General features: G+C 67.1%; 13 protein-coding genes and 2 tRNA genes. 14 read left to right on the top strand and 1 reads right to left on the bottom strand.

Annotated elements, in window-relative coordinates; translation table 11 throughout:
* Positions 1–100: 100 nt before the first annotated feature.
* The 12 genes from serA to ACZY0Y_RS08065 all read left to right on the top strand — a co-directional run bounded on the left by serA (position 101) and on the right by ACZY0Y_RS08065 (position 15668).
* Positions 101–1696, top strand: coding sequence for a phosphoglycerate dehydrogenase (serA, locus tag ACZY0Y_RS08120; protein WP_463957348.1), 1596 nt, complete (start codon positions 101–103; stop codon positions 1694–1696).
* A 205-nt stretch (positions 1697–1901) separates the two neighbouring features.
* Positions 1902–4691: an FtsX-like permease family protein gene (locus ACZY0Y_RS08115; protein WP_463957347.1), complete on the top strand. Its 2790-nt coding sequence runs from the start codon at positions 1902–1904 to the stop codon at positions 4689–4691.
* Positions 4688–5455 carry an ABC transporter ATP-binding protein gene (locus ACZY0Y_RS08110; RefSeq protein ID WP_024366359.1) on the top strand — a complete coding sequence of 256 codons (768 nt, stop codon included), beginning with the start codon at positions 4688–4690 and terminating at the stop codon, positions 5453–5455. Before ACZY0Y_RS08115 ends, ACZY0Y_RS08110 begins: the two co-directional genes overlap by 4 nt.
* Positions 5456–5465: 10 nt before the next feature.
* Positions 5466–7025 (top strand): methionine--tRNA ligase, encoded by a 1560-nt coding sequence (gene metG, locus ACZY0Y_RS08105; protein ID WP_463880262.1) that lies wholly within the window; start codon positions 5466–5468, stop codon positions 7023–7025.
* Positions 7026–7543: 518 nt separating this feature from the next.
* Positions 7544–8200 carry a hypothetical protein gene (locus tag ACZY0Y_RS08100; protein WP_463957346.1) on the top strand — a complete coding sequence of 219 codons (657 nt, stop codon included), beginning with the start codon at positions 7544–7546 and terminating at the stop codon, positions 8198–8200.
* A 109-nt stretch (positions 8201–8309) separates the two neighbouring features.
* A complete protein-coding gene (locus ACZY0Y_RS08095) occupies positions 8310–9092 on the top strand; it encodes a class F sortase (RefSeq protein WP_463957345.1) in 783 nt (260 codons plus the stop codon).
* Between the two features lie 105 nt (positions 9093–9197).
* Complete coding sequence (locus ACZY0Y_RS08090) at positions 9198–10250, top strand: 3-isopropylmalate dehydrogenase (protein WP_463957344.1); 1053 nt, start codon at positions 9198–9200, stop codon at positions 10248–10250.
* A 137-nt stretch (positions 10251–10387) separates the two neighbouring features.
* The gene (locus ACZY0Y_RS08085; protein ID WP_463883482.1) at positions 10388–11500 is read left to right on the top strand and encodes a branched-chain amino acid aminotransferase; all 1113 of its coding nucleotides are present in this window, start codon (positions 10388–10390) and stop codon (positions 11498–11500) included.
* A 165-nt stretch (positions 11501–11665) separates the two neighbouring features.
* A complete protein-coding gene (locus ACZY0Y_RS08080; RefSeq protein ID WP_463957357.1) occupies positions 11666–12439 on the top strand; it encodes an MBL fold metallo-hydrolase in 774 nt (257 codons plus the stop codon).
* A 27-nt stretch (positions 12440–12466) separates the two neighbouring features.
* Positions 12467–13243 carry a fumarylacetoacetate hydrolase family protein gene (locus ACZY0Y_RS08075; RefSeq protein ID WP_463883480.1) on the top strand — a complete coding sequence of 259 codons (777 nt, stop codon included), beginning with the start codon at positions 12467–12469 and terminating at the stop codon, positions 13241–13243.
* A 131-nt stretch (positions 13244–13374) separates the two neighbouring features.
* Positions 13375–14907, top strand: a complete 1533-nt coding sequence (gene gltX / locus ACZY0Y_RS08070) for a glutamate--tRNA ligase (protein WP_463883478.1) — start codon at positions 13375–13377, stop codon at positions 14905–14907.
* Between the two features lie 2 nt (positions 14908–14909).
* Entirely contained in the window at positions 14910–15668 is a 759-nt protein-coding gene (locus tag ACZY0Y_RS08065; RefSeq protein ID WP_463957356.1) for an HAD family hydrolase, read from the top strand.
* Here the strand turns inward: ACZY0Y_RS08065 and ACZY0Y_RS08060 are convergent.
* Positions 15665–17068, bottom strand: a complete 1404-nt coding sequence (locus tag ACZY0Y_RS08060) for a hypothetical protein (protein ID WP_463957343.1) — start codon at positions 17066–17068, stop codon at positions 15665–15667. The two genes, ACZY0Y_RS08065 and ACZY0Y_RS08060, sit on opposite strands and share 4 nt — an antisense overlap.
* Before the next feature lie 332 nt (positions 17069–17400).
* On the opposite strand from ACZY0Y_RS08060, the gene ACZY0Y_RS08055 reads away from it, so the two are divergent.
* Positions 17401–17472, top strand: a tRNA-Gln gene (locus ACZY0Y_RS08055).
* A gap of 130 nt (positions 17473–17602) precedes the next feature.
* Positions 17603–17675 (top strand) — tRNA-Glu (locus tag ACZY0Y_RS08050).
* Positions 17676–17899 lie beyond the last annotated feature (224 nt).

The following is a 17899-nucleotide window of genomic DNA, read 5'->3' as shown; positions in this document are numbered from 1 at the left end:
CCATTACCGGGGTCCGGCTTCCCTGCTGTGAAGCACCGCCCGCAGCACCCGATTCACCAAAATCCCCGCCTGTTATACAAGAGAGCTAAAGAGGTCACCGGTGACAAGCACCAAACCTGTAGTACTCCTCGCTGAGGAACTTTCGCCCGCCACGATCGAGGCCCTTGGCCCGGACTTTGAAATCCGGCAGACCGACGGCGCCGACCGTTCCCAGCTGCTCTCTGCGATCGCCGACGTCGACGCGATCCTGGTCCGCTCCGCGACCCAGCTGGACGCCGAGGCCATCGCCGCCGCGAAGAACCTGAAGGTGATCGCCCGCGCAGGCGTCGGCCTCGACAACGTCGACATCAAGGCCGCCACACAGGCAGGTGTCATGGTGGTGAACGCCCCCACCTCGAACATCGTCTCCGCCGCGGAACTCACGGTCGGGCACATCCTGAGCCTTGCCCGCCACATCCCGCAGGCGTCCGCCGCCCTCAAGGACGGCGAGTGGAAGCGCTCCAAGTACACCGGCATCGAACTCTTCGAGAAGAAGATCGGCATCATCGGCCTCGGCCGGATCGGCGCCCTCGTCGCCGCCCGCCTCAAGGGCTTCGACACCAAGATCCTCGCCTACGACCCCTACATCACCTCGGCCCGCGCCGCCCAGCTCGGTGTGCAGCTGGTGACCCTCGACGAGCTGCTCGCGCAGTCGGACTTCATCAGCATCCACATGCCCAAGACGCCGGAAACCGTCGGCATGCTCGGCGCCGAGGCCTTCAAGAAGATGAAGAGCACCGCGTACGTCGTCAACGTCGCCCGCGGCGGCCTCGTCGACGAGGAAGCCCTGTACGCTGCACTGGAGTCCGGCGAAATCGCCGGCGCCGGCGTCGACGTCTTCGTCAAGGAACCCAGCACCGACCTGCCGTTCTTCAAGCTCGACAACGTTGTGGTCACCCCGCACCTGGGCGCGTCCACGGACGAGGCGCAGGAAAAAGCCGGCGTCTCCGTCGCGAAGTCCGTCCGCCTGGCCCTGGCCGGCGAACTGGTTCCCGACGCAGTCAACGTCGCCGGCGGCGTGATAGCCCCGGACGTCCGCCCGGGCATCCCGCTGATGGAAAAGCTGGGCCGCATCTTCACCGCCATGACGCACGCCTCGCTCACCCAGTTCGACGTCGAGGTCGCCGGGGAAATCTCCTCCCTCGACGTCAAGGTGCTCGAACTCGCGGCACTCAAGGGCATCTTCGCCGACATCGTCACCGAGCAGGTCTCCTACGTCAACGCCCCCGTAATCGCCGAGCAGCGCGGCATCAACGTCCGGCTGATCACCACTCCGGACACCGAGTCCTACCGCAACGTCCTGACCCTGCGCGGCGCCCTCAGCGACGGCAGCCAGATCTCCGTCGCCGGAACCCTGACGGGACCCAAGCAGGTCCAGAAGCTCGTGGGGATCAACGGCTTCGAGGTGGAGATCCCGATCAGCGAACACCTCGTGGTGGTCGCCTACTCTGACCGCCCCGGCGTGATCGGCACCATCGGCCACATCCTCGGAATGAACAACATCAACATCGCCGGGATGCAGGTTGCACGGCAGGATGAGGGCGGCCAGGTGCTCGCCCTGCTGACCATCGACAGCTCCGTCCCGCAGCAGGTCCTGGACGCCATCAAGGCCGGCATCGGCGCTGACATGGTGCGCGAGGTCGACCTCGAGGACTGATGTCCTGACCGCGGACACCGGCGGCGGTTCCGACCGCCGCCGGTGTCCGCGAACACATGGCTGGTCTGCGTACAATGGCTAGGTCCGAATTTCGGATCCGGCCGGTAGCCCGGCCTTTACTTTTTGCACACCCGGCAGGGGACGCCTTCACTTCCGCAGGGATTGAACTTCGGTGTGCGCACGCAATCGAGCTTTCAGGAGCCCAATGAACGCCGTCCAGAGGTTCATCAGAAGCCGAGTGCTTCTGCTGACCGCGTCCATTTTGATCGTGGCCATGTGCCTTTCGGTCCTCGTGCAAGGTCAGTCGCAGGCCGCTTTGAACCGGACCGTTGACCAGAACTCGCGGGGGCTCTACGACGTCCTCGTCCAGGCCAAGGCCGACGACAACAGCGGGCTCATGCAGCCGGACATCGCCACCGGCCAGGGCGGCATGAGCTTCGAACAGCTGGACGCCGTCCGGAAGCTCTCCGGCACGTCCGTTGCGGCACCGATCAGCCTCGTCTCCCGGGTCACCCAGAACCTCGAATCCCCGCGCCTGGAGGCCACCGACTACCTTGGCTACAACGCCGGACTCGCCGGCACCGCCGGGGACCCCAGCGCCACTGATCCGAGCAAATGGCCGGCCGCGGAGTCGGTCCTGTCCGACACGCCGAAGAAATACCGGCTCACTGCCAGCGCCGTCAGCTCCGACGGCCAGTCCGACCAGACCCTGTTCAAGACCACGGCCGAAGGATCCCTCGGCAAGGCGAAGCTCATTGAGGAACAGGTCGCCGGCGGCAAGAACGTCCGCATCGCGGGCCCGGCAGGGGAGACCGGCATCAAATTCCCGGCCCCGGCCGGCGGTTCCGAGCACAACCTCTTCAACCTCTCCGTCTCGCTGCCGTTTGCGCCGCAGGTGACGGAGTCCGTCGTCGCCGTCGACCCAGTCTCCGAGCGTGCCCTGCTCGGCAGCGCCGGCGACTTCCTCGCCCCGCTGGAGAAGGCGCCACCCGCCGACGCCCGCAACGCCGGCGCAATCGGCCGGCACTTCGAGAGCCTCTTCACCACCGGCATCGGCATGGACGCACTCAAGGAAGGCCCGGACTTCCTCGGCGTCAAGCTTAAGTACTGGGCCCCGCTGATGAGCCAGTACCAGCAGGCCAAGCGCAACGGACAGCTGACCGACGACTCGCAGGCGATCCCGCTGATTGTCCGCTCCGGGACGTCCCTTGACCTCAAGTACTCGGTCAAGATCGAGGAAATCGACGCCGCCGGCAACGTGACCAAGGACGTCGGGACCGTGACCCGCTCGCTGGACAAGGACTACCTCCCGTTCGTCTCCAAGTCCCCGTTCGCCCTGGCCTGGCCCGGCTCCAAGGACCTCTCGCAGCTGCTCGGCGACACCGACAGCTTCAGCCAGGGCCTTTACAACCCGGCCACCTGGAGCACCGACTTCGCCTCCGCCCCGAAGTACAAGGACGGCGGGACCGCCGGCAACGGCGCCGTGGACAAAAGCGCCACCCCCGGAGACTGGGTCACCGTGAACCGCCTTCCCGAGAAGGCCGCAAACGGTGCCGCGGTGGACCAGACCCAGCGCAAGCCCGTCGACGAGCGTGCCTACCGCGAAGGCCTCGAGACCGGCAAAAAGCCGGCCACCCCGCTCGCCATGGTCTACGGCACGTTCGACGCCGGGAAGGTCCAGGCGGCTGCCGGCGACGTCAACCGCCTGCCGCTGGGCGGCTATGACCCCACACCGTTTAGTCTCACCAAGGACGCCGCCGGCAAGGACGCCGGCAACACCGAGCTCAAGCCGTCGCTGAGCGCCACGGGCCTGGCAAGCCAGTCCGCCGGCGCCATCACTGACTACTACGGCCTGGCCGCCGCCCGCGGGTACGAGAACAACGCCTCAGTGATCGACGCCGTGCGGGTCCGTGCCAAGGTGCCCGGCAGCTGGAAAGAGGCGCAGCCCGAGGTGGAGAAGCTGGCCAACGAGATCCGCGACATGGGCCTGCAGGCAACCGTTGTTGCCGGCTCGGCACGCGAGGACGCCAGCATCTTCGTCCCCGGCTACTCCAAGGACGACGCCGGCAAGGAGTCCCCGCTCGGCACCGTGCAGCAGTCGTGGGTGCGCCAGAACGCCGCTGACGCCGTCTCCGGTTCCCTCACCAGCACCAACCTGACCCTGCTGTTCCTGACCCTTTGCGGTGCCGCCCTGCTGACCGGCGCCTCCACCGTCAGCTACGTCCGGAAACGCCGCAGCGAGGCCGGGACCCTGCGCGCCATGGGCTGGACCCAGCGCCGGATCCGGTCCTGGGTGCTTGCCGAGTTTGGTGTCGGCGCTGCCCTGCTGGCCCTCGCCGGGCTCATCCTCAGCCTGGTCAGCTGGAATCCGGCCACCGCGATCGTCTCGGCCTCCGTGCTGGTGCTGTACGTGGGTGCGGCCGTCTTCGCCGCCCAGCAACTGCGCCATCGCGAAGTGGTGGACCAGGAGCCGCAACACGATGAACGGCTCATCTCCGTGGACTCCCCGCTGACCTTCGCCAACCGGCAGTTGAGCACCAACAAGTTCAACACCATTTCCCTGGCTGTTGCTGTCGGTGTTTTCGCCGCCGCAGTCGGCGGGATGGTCGCGCTGCTGATCGACATTCCCCGGGCCGCCGGGGCGAGCGCGCTCAGCGGCCTGGCTGCCACGTCCATCGCACTGCCGAGCATCATCCTTGGACTGTCCGGCGTGGCCGTGGGCCTGCTGCTGACGATGGTCACCGGCCGTTTCGAGCTGCAGGCCAAGCGCCAGTATCTTGGCACGCTGCAGGCCATGGGCTGGAACCCGGACATGCTGGGCCAGGTCCGCTTCTTTGAAAATGCCATGGTGGGGACGGTCGCGCTGCCGCTGGGTGTCCTGGGCGCCCTGGGCGTCGGTCTCCTCCTGGCCCCCTATGCCGCGCTCTGGGCCGCTATCGCCGGGCTCGTGGCTGTACTTTGCTGGATTCCAATTGCAACGAAAGTGGTCCGATGAACAACGACCTGAACCTTGACCGTGAGGCTCACGAGCGGATGACTGCGAGCACCCGCCGCGGTGCCCACCAGACGCGCGCCAACACGATCGTGAAGGCCGCTGACCACGCCACACCGCTGGAGCTCAGCAACATCACGATCCACTACGGCGGTGGCAAGAGCGGCGCGGAAGCCGTCAACGTGGTGGACGACTTCAACATGACCCTGCACGCCGGCGAGATGCACTGCGTAGCCGGCCGCAGCGGCTCGGGCAAGACCAGCATCCTGACAGTCGGCGCGGGCCTGACCCTGCCGACGTCGGGCCGGGTGTTCTGGGAGGGCGACTCGCTTGAAACCATGGGCGACGACGAAATCGCCGACCGCCGCCGGGCCCTGATCGGCTACGTCGACCAGGGCGGTGCCCTGATCGACGGAATGAGTGCGCTCGAGAACGTGCTGCTGCCCGCCGTTCCCGACGGCGAGGTGGACAAGCGCCGCGACATGGCCAAGGATCTCCTGGACCTCGTCGGCCTCGGCCGGCGCATGCGCCACCGCCCGGCCCAGCTCTCCGGCGGCGAACGCCAGCGCGTGGCGATCGCCCGGGCGCTGATCCTTGGCACCCGCGTGCTGGTGGTCGACGAGCCGACCGCCAGCCTGGACCGGGCCTCGGCCAACCGCATCATCAGCATCCTCAAGGACACCACCTCGGACGGAATCGCCGTCCTGGTGGCTTCCCATGACCACGAACTTGTCCGCCAAAGCGATACCCTCACCGAACTGATTTAGGCTGAAAACTGTGACAACCTCCGAGAAGACTCCGTTCTACATCACCACGGCCATCAGCTACCCCAACGGCGTGCCGCACATCGGCCACGCCTACGAGGTCATTGCCACGGATGCGATGGCGCGCTTCAAGCGCCTGGACGGCTACGATGTCTTCTTCATGACCGGCACGGATGAGCACGGCCTCAAGATGCAGCAAACGGCGGAAAAGGAAGGCATTCCGGTCAAGGAGCTGGCCGACCGAAATTCGGCCGCGTTCCGCCAGATGAGCGATGACCTCGGCATCTCCCTGAGCCGTTTCATCCGCACCACGGACCCGGACCACTACGAGGCCGCGAAGGCGCTCTGGCAGCGGATGGAAGCCAACGGGGACATCTACCTGTCCAAATACGCCGGCTGGTATTCGGTCCGCGACGAGCGGTACTTCGTTGAGGACGAGACCGAGGTGCAGGCCGATGGCCTCCGCTACGCCGCCGAAACCGGCACCGAGGTGACCTGGACCGAAGAGGAAAGCTACTTCTTCAAGCTCTCCGCATACCAGGACCGGCTGCTGGCCCTCTACGCGGACCACCCCTCCTTCGGCGCCCCGCACAACCGCTTCAACGAGGTCGTCAGCTTCGTCAAGGGCGGCCTTGAGGACCTGTCGATCAGCCGCACCTCCTTCGACTGGGGCGTCCCCGTCCCCGGCAACCCGGACCACGTGATGTACGTCTGGGTGGACGCGCTGACCAACTACCTGACCGGCGTCGGCTTCCCCGACACCGAGTCCGAGTTGTTCCGGAAGTACTGGCCGGCGGACGTGCACGTCATCGGCAAGGACATCTCCCGCTTCCACGCCGTCTACTGGCCGGCGTTCCTGATGTCCGCCGGGCTGGAACTGCCTAAGCGCGTGATGATCCACGGGTTCCTGCACAACCAGGGCGTGAAAATGTCCAAATCGCTCGGCAACGTGGTGGCGCCGGCGGACTGGGTGGCGCAGTACGGGCTGGACCAGGTGCGTTTCTTCCTGCTGCGTGAAGTGCCGTTCGGCGCTGACGGCTCCTACAGCCACGACGCGATCGTGGGCCGGATGAACTCGGACCTCGCCAACAACTTCGGCAACCTGGCCCAGCGTTCGCTGTCCATGGTGGCAAAGAACTGCGACGGCGCCGTTCCCGTCCCCGGAGGTTTCACCGCCGAGGACGCCGCGCTGCTGGGGCAGGCGAACGGTCTTCTGGACATTTCCCGCTCCGCCTTCGAAAAGCAGGAGTTCAACCGCGCGCTCGAAGCGATCTGGACCGTCCTGGGCGACACCAACGCCTACTTCGCCGAGCAGGCCCCCTGGGTGCTGCGCAAGACCGACGTCGAGCGCATGAACACTGTCCTGTACGTCACCCTCGAGGTGCTGCGGATCGTTGCCATCCTTGCCCAGCCCGTCATGCCGGCGGCGTCTGCGGCCATCCTGGGCACCCTCGGCCAGCCCGAAGGCGAGGCGCGGGGGTTCGCCGCCCTGGGCACCCCGCTTGAAGCCGGGACCGCGCTGCCCGCTCCGGCTCCGGTCTTCCCGAAGTACGAGGAGCCCGCCGAGGCCTGACCTCCGCCACCCGTCCGCCGCCGGCCCGCCGAGGTGGGACTTGGCGCCCATGTCCTGCCGCGACATGGGCGCGAAACTTCACCTCGGCGGGGGCAGCCCCAGCCTGCCGCCGGCCCAAAATGCTCCTTCACCTTTGACAAAAAGGTGGGGGAGCATTTGCGTTGTACTCACGAGAGGTTGCGGACGTGCTTCCGGGTAATAGGGCCCGTTTCGAGGCCCGGCCGTCCGACTCTTTCGATAGCAAGCTACCGGCAAGTAGTGAACCGCTCCGTTACTGAGTACCCCACCCGGGAACAAGGTATTAGACCATCGGTTAGACGGGTACCAGCTACTCACGACCCGGCGATGCGGCCCCCATAGCCTGAAATAGCAAGCGAACTGAGGACACTGCTGGGGAGTAACTGTCACCATTTAATTCGCTGTTTGAGGTCTCGAATAGTTGTCATTCCTGGGTCTCTAAGACGGTTACTCCGCGTGCAGTCAAGTCCTTTAGACCTGACTGGATGGAGCGACGGAACATGAGACGGACAATTGCCACACTGGGGGTCGTGGGGCTGGGGCTGATGGCGGCTACGGTGTCTGCCAACGCGGCGCCCCCGCAAAATGAAAAAAGCATTACGATCTGCCATGCGACGAGGTCGCCGGGGAACCCGTTCGTCGTCGAGACAATCAACCTGAGCGCGCTGAAGGCCCACGCGAACGACACTCTGGACATCGTGCCGGCCAATGACGGGAACAACTTTCCGAATGGACAGAACCTGAGCACTGCGAACCTGGCGTTCCTGGCAAATGGTTGCGTGGCCGTCGCTGTTCCCCCGGTGGATCCGCCCGTGGATCCGCCCGTGGATCCGCCAGTAGATCCGCCAGCTGATCCGGGGACGGGGGACGAAACCCCGGGAACGGACGTGACGCCGGAATCGGCTGCGACGCCGGAAACGGCTGTGACGCCGTTGTCACCCGCTGTGGTGGCTCCGACAGCAGTTGTTCCGGTTGCGAAAACCGCCGCACCTGCCAGCAAGAAGGCGAACGTCGGCTACAACGTCCAGACTGCGGTCGGCCGCACCTCGGGCACCGGGATTCCCGCGTGGCTGCTGGCGCTGACCGGAGCGTTCACGGCGGGAGCTGCAGCAGTGCTCTGGAGCGGCAGAAGGCGCGCCAGGACCACTGACGCCTAGACGGTACAGCTTGGACAGAGCAGTACAGGGGGCGGGTGCCGCGATTGCAGCACCCGCCCAGCACGTTCCGTTCCGCTTGCAGGGCGCAGGCATGTCAAGAGGAGCACTCATGAGCAGCCACCGTCGGAACCATCTACCCCGGGTGCCCGGTATCCGGGGCCTGGTGCTCGGCCCGAGGGACATCCTCCTGCTGGTGGCCTGCGTCCTGGGACTCGCCACCGCTTGGCTGTTCTACGCGGCGTCCGGCCCGGGAAACGTGCAGCCGGCCTACGGACAGGAGGTGGCGGCAGCGAAGTCCCTGGTGGCAACCGCCAGGCCACAGCCGACGTCGTTCCCGGCCGCTGTCCCGAACGGAAGCAGTTCCGGGCTTCTTCCGTTCGGGACAGCGGCCGCCAGTCCCGCAGAGCAGGAAAGCGCGGCGCAGGCACCGACAGAAAGCGGACCAGTGGCCTCCGTCCCACAGCGCATCACGTACCCCGCGGCAGGCATGGAGGTTGTGGTCCACCCCCTGGAACCGCAGGGCGGTGACGCCGAAAGCCGGAGCATCGTGCCCCCCGAGACGATGGACGGCTACTGGCTCACTCCCTTTGGCGCGCCGGGGGTCGGCTCTGAAAACACCACCTACGTCATCGGCCACAGCTGGGAGGGCCTGGACGCGCCGTTCAACCACTTGAGCTCGGCCGCCGCCCCTGGCGACATTCTCACTATGGCCACGGAGACCGGTGTGCTCCGCTACGCTGTCGAGTCTGTCACCACCTACACGAAGTCCACCCTGAAGGACAGCCCCGTCTGGGACGCCGTCCCCAATCGTCTGGTGCTGATCAGCTGCTACACCGAGGATCCCTGGGGGAAGAACGTTGTGGTGGTCGCCTCTCCCGCCCGCGGCCCCTGACCGTCCCGCCCCGTCGCCGGGGTCCGCGACGGCGGATCCGGAACCGGCTGTTCGAATAATGAGACAACTTGACCAGTATGTGGATGACTTGGCTACGCTGAAAACATGAGCGCATCCACGATTGATCTTGCCGTTATTCCGGGCGATGGCATCGGCCCCGAGGTCACTGCCGAGGCCGTGAAGGTCCTCGAGAAGGCTGCCGCCGCCGAGGGTATTGTCCTGCAGCAGACGCACTACAAGCTCGGCGCGCAGCACTGGCTCGAAACGGGGGAGACCCTGCCGGAAGAAACCCTCGCCGATCTCCGCACCCGCGACGCCATCCTCTTCGGCGCGGTCGGGGCGGCACCGGGCGACACCCGGATCCCCTCCGGCATCATCGAGCGTGAACTGCTGCTCAAGCTGCGCTTCAGCCTGGACCACTTCGTCAACCTGCGTCCGTCCCGGCTCTACCCGGGGGTCGTCAGCCCGCTGGCCAACCCCGGCGACATCGACTTCATCGTGGTCCGCGAAGGCACCGAGGGCCCGTACGTGGGCAACGGCGGCACGCTGCGTGCCGGCACCCCGCACGAGGTTGCCACCGAGGTCTCGCTCAACACCGCCCACGGCGTGGAACGCGTGGTCCGGGACGCCTTCCGCCGGGCCAACGACCGCCCCCGCAAAAAGCTCACGCTGGTGCACAAGCACAACGTCCTGGTCTTCGCCGGGCACCTGTGGAAGCGCACCGTGGAGGCCGTGGCCCAGGAGTTCCCCGAAGTCACCCACGACTACCTGCACATCGACGCGGCCACGATCTTTATGGTCACCGATCCCGCCCGGTTCGACGTCATCGTCACCGACAACCTCTTCGGCGACATCATCACCGACCTTGCCGCCGCAGTCACCGGGGGCATCGGCCTCGCCGCGTCCGGGAACATCAACATGGAACGCACCGCGCCGTCCATGTTCGAACCCGTCCACGGGTCCGCACCGGACATCGCCGGCCAGCAGAAGGCCGATCCCACTGCCGCCATCCTCTCCGCCGCGCTCCTCCTGGACCACCTGGGCTACGGCACCGCCGCCCGCAAAATCGAAGCGGCCGTCGTTGCCGACATCGCCGGCCGGGGCACTGCGGTCCGCAGCACCAGCGCCATCGGCGACGCCATCGCCGCCGCCCTGTAGCCCCCTCGTTGGCGCGGCGCCGGTGCGGCGCCGGAGGCTCAGCCAACGGGCGTAAGCTTGTTTCGAATCACCAATATGCTGCCGTGGTCCGACGCTGAACCACGTTCACACGCCAGGCAGCCGACCGTGGAGGAACCATGACTCAGACTGCCCATGGCGTCGAATTCACCCAGCAGCTCTCGGCAACCCCGAGGTCCGCTGAAGAACGTGCTGCCATCCTGGCGAACCCGGGTTTCGGCAACTATTTCACCGACCACACCGCCATCGTCGACTACAGCGTCGACGCCGAGGGCAAGGGCGGCTGGCATGATGCCCGTATTGAGGCCTACGGTCCCATCTCCCTGGACCCCTCCGCTGCGGTGCTCCACTATGGCCAGGAAATCTTCGAGGGACTCAAGGCCTACCGCCACGCCGACGGTTCCATCTGGACCTTCCGTCCCGAGGCCAACGCCGCCCGCCTGAACAAGTCGGCCCGCCGCCTGGCACTCCCGGAGCTCCCGGAAGAGTACTTCCTGGGCGCCATCCGCGAGCTCGTCTCCGTGGACCGCGAATGGGTACCCTCCGGCGACGGCGAGGCCCTGTACCTGCGGCCGTTCATGATCGCCACCGAAGCCTTCCTCGGTGTCCGGGCCGCCCGCGAAGTGTCCTTCCGCGTCATCGCCTCCCCGGCCGGCAACTACTTCGGCGGCGAGCTCAAGCCCGTCTCGATCTGGATCTCCCGCGAATACGCCCGCGCCGGCCGCGGCGGGACCGGCGCCGCCAAGTGCGGCGGCAACTACGCCGCGTCACTGATCGCGCAGCAGGAGGCCGAGTCCCACGGCTGCAAGCAGGTGCTGTTCCTGGACCAGTTCAATGACAACGCCGTGGAAGAGCTCGGCGGCATGAACGTATTCTTCGTCATGAAGGACGGCTCGCTGGCCACCCCCGCGCTGAGCGGAACCATCCTGGAAGGCATCACCCGCATGTCCGTCATCCAGGTGGCCAAGGACATGGGCCGCAAGGTCACCGAACGCAAGGTCACCCTGGACGAATGGCGCGACGGCGTGGCCTCCGGCGACATCGCCGAGGTCTTCGCCTGCGGAACCGCCGCCGTCATCACCCCCATCGGCGTGCTCAAGGACAACACCGAGTTCATCGGCTCCGAAGACGCCAGGGCGGGGGAGACAACCATGGCCATCCGCGAACAGCTCCTGGGCATCCAGACCGGAACCATCGAGGACACCCACGGCTGGCTGACCCGCCTCGCCTAAGCGGGACGGCCTCACCAACACGCAGCGTTCGACGGCGGCCCCCACGTTCCGGTGCGGGGCCGCCGTCGTCGTTAATGGGTGGTGCTGCTGCTCGTGTGACGGACGCTCGTATGACCGCCGGTTCGGTGGGAAGATGGAACTGTGATTCCGGACGACCCCCGCGCCATGGTGCGCAGCACAGAGCTGACCCGCTTCAGGCTTGCCCCCAACCCGGGGCCGATGAGCCTGCACGGGACCAACTCCTACGTGATTTCCGCCCCCGGAGCGGCCGGCACCGTCGTGGTGGATCCCGGCCCGCTCGATGAGCCGCACCTGCAGGAACTGGCCCGGGCCGGCGCCGTCGAACTCATCCTGATCACGCACCGGCATGCCGACCATACGGCCGCCGCCGCCCGGTTCGCCGAACTGACCGGAGCACCCGTTCGCGCCGCGGACCCGGCCCACTGCCACGGCGGAAGCCCCCTCGTGGACGGCGAAGTCATCCACGCCGCCGGGGCTGAAATCAGGGTGCTGGCGACGCCGGGCCACACCTCGGACTCGGTCTGCTTCCACCTGCCGCACGACGGCCCCCAGGGCTCGGTCCTCACCGGCGATACGATCCTGGGCCTCGGGACCACGGTTCTGGACTACCCTGACGGCACCCTGGGGGACTACCTCGCGTCGCTGGACCGGCTCGAACGCCTGGGCCCCGCGACCGTCCTGCCGGCCCACGGGCCGATGCTGCCCGCCCTGGACACGATCGTCCGCGCCTACCGGGACCACCGCGAGGACCGCCTCGGGCAAATCCGCACCGCCCTCGAGAACCTGGGAGCCGGGGCCGGGGTAGCCGAGGTCGCCGACGCCGTCTACGCCGCCGTCGACCCCGCCGTGCGGCCTGCGGCGGAACTCTCAGTGGCCGCGCAGCTGCACTACCTGCGCCTGGACAGCGGCACCCCCTAGCCCGCCGGAGACGGTACGCTTGGAGCCATGCGTATCGCCCGGTTTGTAGTCGATTCTGATCCCCTCTACGGCATTGTTGAAGGTGAGTCCGGCAGTGAGGAAGTCACTGTCATTAACGGCGACCCTTTCTTCCACGGCGTGGAACGAACCGCTGTCCGGCACAAACTGGAGGACGTGCGCCTGCTGGCGCCGATCATCCCGCGCAGCAAGGTCATCGGCGTTGGCCGCAACTTCGTGGAACACGCGCAGGAACTCGGCAACGAGGTCCCCAAGCAGCCATTGCTCTTCCTGAAGCCCAACACCTCCGTGATCGGGCCCAACGACCCTATCGTCCTGCCGGAGTTTTCCGAGGAAGTGTCCTTCGAGGCTGAGCTCTGCGTCGTGATCGGCCGGATCTGCAAGGACGTCCCCGAGGAGCGCGTCGACGACGTCATCTTTGGCTACACCTGCGGCAACGACCTCACGGCCCGCGACGTCCAGAAGACCGACCTGCAGTGGGCCCGGGCCAAGGGCTTCGACACCTCCGCGCCGCTGGGCCCGTGGATCGAGACCGAACTGAACACCGAGGACCTGCAGATCCAGGGCCGGCTCAACGGCGAACTGCGCCAGGACGGTAGCACCAGCCAGATGATCCGCGGCGTCCGCGAACTCGTCTCCATCGTCTCGCAGGCCTTCACCCTGCTGCCCGGCGACGTCATCATGACCGGGACCCCGGCCGGCGTCGGACTCGTCCAGGCCGGCGACCGCTTCGAGGTCGAGATCGAGGGCATCGGCCGCCTCTCCAACCCCGTCGTCCGGCGGTAGGGAACTCCGCCGGAAGAAAACTGCGCCGATTTCGGACAGCCGCACCGTGGATCCACGGTGCGGCTGTCCGTTTTCGTAGCGGAAAGCGTGGGCGTCCGGCGATGATCCGGGTTGGTAATGTTGGTACCACTATGACTACTCCCTCCGCGCACGACGCCGTCTCCAGCTCCGCCCCCAGTGTGACCAGCGAAGTCACCGCCGACACCCCGGTCCGCGTCCGGTTCTGCCCGTCGCCCACCGGCACCCCGCACGTCGGCCTGATCCGCACAGCCCTGTTCAACTGGGCCCACGCGCGGCACACCAAGGGCACCTTCGTGTTCCGCATCGAGGACACGGACGCGGCGCGCGACTCGGAGGAGAGCTACCAGCAGCTGCTCAAGGCCCTCAAATGGCTCGGCATCACCTGGGAGGAAGGCGTGGAGGTCGGCGGCCCGCACGAGCCCTACCGCCAGTCTCAGCGCCTGGACCTGTACAAGGACGTCGTCGCCAAGCTGATCGACGCCGGCTACGCCTACGAGTGCTACTCCTCGCCGGAGGAGGTCGAGGCCCGCCACCGCGCCGCGGGCCGGGACCCCAAACTCGGCTACGACAACTTCGACCGTGAACTCTCAGCGGAGCAGCTGGCCGCGTTCAAGGCCGAGGGCCGCAAGCCCGTGCTCCGCGTCAGGATGCCGGACGAGGACGTCACCTTCACCGACATGGTACGCGGCGACATCACCTTCAAGGCCGGCAGCATCCCGGACTACGTGATCGTCCGCGCCGACGGCTCCCCGCTGTACACCCTGGTCAACCCCGTCGATGACGCTCTTATGGGCATCACCCACGTGCTCCGCGGCGAGGACCTCCTCTCGTCCACGCCCCGCCAGGTGGTGCTGATCCGCGCGCTGATGGACATCGGCGTCGCGAGCTACCTGCCGGTCTTCGGCCACCTGCCGTACGTCATGGGCGAGGGCAACAAGAAGCTCTCCAAGCGCGACCCGCAGTCCAACCTGTTCCTGCTCCGGGACCGGGGCTTCATCCCCGAGGGCCTGCTCAACTACCTGTCGCTGCTGGGCTGGAGCCTTTCCGCCGACGAGGACATCTTCACGGTGGACCAGCTGATCGAGCACTTCGACGTCAACGACGTCCTGGCCAACCCGGCCCGCTTCGACATCAAGAAGGCCGAGGCCATCAACGGCACGCACATCCGGATGCTCGACGCCGGGGACTTCCGCGGCAGGCTCGTCCCGTACCTGCGCACCGCCGGGTTTGTCGGCGAGACCCTCACCGCACGCCAGGAGGAGATCCTCGCCGAGGCGGCCCCACTGATCCAGGAGCGTATCTCGCTGCTGGGCGAAGCCCCCGGGATGCTCGCCTTCCTGTTCAAGAACGACGACGCCATCGACGTCGCGGACGACGCCCGCAAGGGACTGCCGGAGAACCTTACGGAGGTGCTCGACGCCGCCCTTGCCGCCCTGGAACCGCTGGCCGACTGGACCGCCGATTCCATCCAGGCGGCCCTCAAGGAGGCCCTCGTGGAAGGCCTCGGCGTCAAGCCGCGGCTGGCCTTCGGCCCGGTCCGCACGGCGATCTCCGGCCGCCGGATCTCCCCGCCGCTGTTCGAATCCATGGTGATCCTGGGCAAGGACTCGTCCCTGGCCCGGCTGCGCGCCTTCCGCGGCTGATGATGAGCTCGCCCGAGGCAATCACCAGCGCCCGGACCGCCGCCCTGGCCGCCGGCCTGGACGGCGGACTGGGCCGCGTTCGCGGGGTGCTGTTCGACATCGACGACACCCTGGTGGACCTCGAGTTCGCCATGACGGCAGCCCTCCGCGACGCCAGCGAGCACCTCCTGCCCGCCCTGGACCCGGCCGGGTGGGAGAAGTTCGGGCGGATCTTCACCCGCGAGACCACGCATTTCTACGACCGGTATCTGGCCGGGGAGCTGACCTTCAACGAGCAGCGGCTCCTCCGCGGCCGGGCGGCCCTGGGGCACTTCGGCGTCGAGCTGGAGGAGGGGGAGCAGGCCCACCACTGGGTCAGCTCCTACGCCAGCCGGCAGCACGGCTACATCCGTGCCTTCGACGACGTCACCCCGATCCTGGACGCCCTTGATGCCGCCGGCATTCCCTACGGCGCCGTGAGCAACAACGTCCACGACTACCAGCGGGTCAAGCTCGACGCCGCCGGCCTGGAACGCATCAGCATCCTGGTGGGCACCGACACCGTGGGTGCGGCCAAGCCGGATCCGGCCATCTACCTGGAGGGCGTCCGCCGTCTGGGCACCGGTGCCGGCGAGACGCTTTATGTGGGGGACAACCGGCTTCTGGATGCTGACGGCTCGACGGCGGCCGGCCTCCTGGGCGTCTGGCTGAACCGCGGCGGGGAACCGGCCCCGGGCTTTGTGGGCCGCGAGGTCGGTTCCCTGCTGGAGTTGCTGGCCTAAAGCTCCGCCGGCGCTGAACCGGCCTGTGCGCGGCGGTTCCGCAGCACCAGGAACCCGCCGGCCGAGCCCAGGCCCAGGGCACCGACGATCCCAAGGGCCAGGCCGGCATCGGACTGCCCGACCATGTTCGACGGCGAGACGGCCGCGGCGCTCGAATACAGCGTCCCCGTGCCTTCCGCGATCCGGGCGTTCCCGTCTGCCAGCTTGTCCGCACCGGTGGAAAGCTGCGAGGAGCCCGATGCCAGCTTGGTGTTGCCGGCTGAGAGCTCGGAGGCTCCGGAGGCGAGGGCAAGGGAGCCGTTGAGCAGGCCGGGGTTGGCAGGATCCGCAGGATCGCCCTTGATGCCGGCGTTCAGCGCTACCGTCCCGTCAGCCAGCCGGGAACTGCCGTCAGTCATCCTGGCGGCCGCCTTGATCAGGCCCGGATGCTCCGGGTCACCCGGTACGCCGTCGATGCCCGTCCGGATCTTCGACGTCCCGTCGGCCAGCAGTTCGGTGCCGAGCACCACGCCGGGGTTGTTGGGGTCCCGGCTGTTGAGCTTGCCGGCGAGGGTCCCGAAACCGGCCGTCAGCTTTCCCGTCCCGGCGTGCAGCTGGCCTGCGCCATCCTGCAGGCGGCCCGCTCCGGCCTGCAGCTGGGATGCGCCTGCGTCAAGCTTCTTGGCCCCGGCCGCGATTCTGGCAATCTTGTCCTTGACCACGGCTAGAGGCACCAGGCCCTGCGCCGGATCCGAGGCGGCAGCCTGCAGGAGTTCGAGGGCCTGCGCCAGGGCGGCAGTCCCGGTCCCGGCTTCGGGGTCATTGTTGGCGCCACGGTAGCCCTTGAGCTGGACCGTCCCGGCCGCGAGTTCGCCGGATCCCGATGCCAGCCGGGCCGCGCCCGCCTCAAGCTGCGTGGCGCCGTCGGCCAGGTTGTTCTCCGCGTTGCCGGCGGCGGTCGGAGTCAGGGCGGCCGAGAGCTGGACGGCTCCAGCGGCGAGCTTGTGCGCGCCGTCGTCGACCTTGTAGACGCCGGGGGCGAGTTTGTTGTTGACATCGGTTTCAATCTTCACGGCACCCGTGGCCAGCAGGTCCGCGCCGGCCTGGAGCTTCTCGGCGCCCGGGGCCAGCTTCTGGCTGATCCCGTCACGGACCTTTTCGGCACCGGCGGCGAGCTTGCCTGCACCGGTGTCTGCGAGGCCGGCGCCCGTAGCGAGCTTCCCGGCGCCGTCTTTCAGCTGTGAGGCGCCGGCGGAGGCTTGCCCCGCGCCCTCCTTGAGCCGGGCTGAACCATCCGCAATCCGGCCGGTGACGAGGGTGTAGAACCCCAGCAGGGCAATCAGCAGCAGGGCAAGGGTGGCGATGGCGATCTGTTGGGCACGGGTGCGGGTCTTGTTGATGGCGGCACGACTCTGTGTCACAGATGGTTCCTCTCGACGGCGTTGCCGGCAGCGGCTTTGCTGCCAGCCCCCGAACTGTGATGCAGCTAACATTCGGAAATGCCCGCGTAGCTGCCCTCAGTGGCATGGGGGAGGGTGGTTACTCGTTGGTAACTTACCGAGCGTAAACTTGTGGGGGGCGGATTGGCAAGGGTTTTCTGGGTGCGGCGTGCGCGCCCCGGAGTCGCGGCGCCGTTCTGCAGGCGTCCGGGTGGCCGATTTGTGCGAAGGAAAACTCTCGGGTAAAGTAATTACTCGTGCTGAGGCGCCGGGAGCGCGGGTTTCGACCCGCGGATCCGGCCCGAAAGTTGCATTGGGATATGGTGTAATTGGCAACACTACGGTTTCTGGTACCGTCATTCTAGGTTCGAGTCCTGGTATCCCAGCTCTGAAAAATCCGCGAAATTCCGCGGCTGATCAGGGGTTTTGAATCGGTTTGCCGATTTGAAACACTTGCTGAGTGTATGAAATAATCGCTTAGCGCGAACGGCAGGAATGCTGTTCTGGAGAGTACGCGGCCCCATCGTATAGCGGCCTAGTACGCTGCCCTCTCACGGCGGTAACGCGGGTTCGAATCCCGCTGGGGTCACAGATTGAACGGTCCCGGGCATCAGCCCGGGGCCGTTTTTTGTTGTCCGGCGGGTCGTCGATCCTGGGTTATAGGGTGATTGGACAAAACGTGTGCAAACCCCCGGCGTGCCGGGCGCGTCCTGCCTGGACCCTAAGCAAGCGGGCCCGGGCGCGCCCCCTGGTTTCGCCCGTCGTGGGCGGTCCGGGGGCACATCGACACGGACACGCCGCAAACACCGGAGC

The sequence above is a fragment of the Pseudarthrobacter kochi genome, from assembly GCF_055412805.1.
Note: the sequence above shows the minus strand (reverse complement) of the source record. Positions and strands in the feature narration are given on the sequence as shown.

Coding starts and splice junctions, on each gene's coding strand:
- ACZY0Y_RS08115 (WP_463957347.1), top strand. CDS start 1,902: ATGAACGCCGTCCAGAGGTTCATCAGAAGCCGAGTGCTTCTGCTGACC.
- ACZY0Y_RS08110 (WP_024366359.1), top strand. CDS start 4,688: ATGAACAACGACCTGAACCTTGACCGTGAGGCTCACGAGCGGATGACT.
- ACZY0Y_RS08100 (WP_463957346.1), top strand. CDS start 7,544: ATGAGACGGACAATTGCCACACTGGGGGTCGTGGGGCTGGGGCTGATG.
- ACZY0Y_RS08095 (WP_463957345.1), top strand. CDS start 8,310: ATGAGCAGCCACCGTCGGAACCATCTACCCCGGGTGCCCGGTATCCGG.
- ACZY0Y_RS08090 (WP_463957344.1), top strand. CDS start 9,198: ATGAGCGCATCCACGATTGATCTTGCCGTTATTCCGGGCGATGGCATC.
- ACZY0Y_RS08085 (WP_463883482.1), top strand. CDS start 10,388: ATGACTCAGACTGCCCATGGCGTCGAATTCACCCAGCAGCTCTCGGCA.
- ACZY0Y_RS08080 (WP_463957357.1), top strand. CDS start 11,666: ATGGTGCGCAGCACAGAGCTGACCCGCTTCAGGCTTGCCCCCAACCCG.
- ACZY0Y_RS08075 (WP_463883480.1), top strand. CDS start 12,467: ATGCGTATCGCCCGGTTTGTAGTCGATTCTGATCCCCTCTACGGCATT.
- gltX (WP_463883478.1), top strand. CDS start 13,375: ATGACTACTCCCTCCGCGCACGACGCCGTCTCCAGCTCCGCCCCCAGT.
- ACZY0Y_RS08065 (WP_463957356.1), top strand. CDS start 14,910: ATGAGCTCGCCCGAGGCAATCACCAGCGCCCGGACCGCCGCCCTGGCC.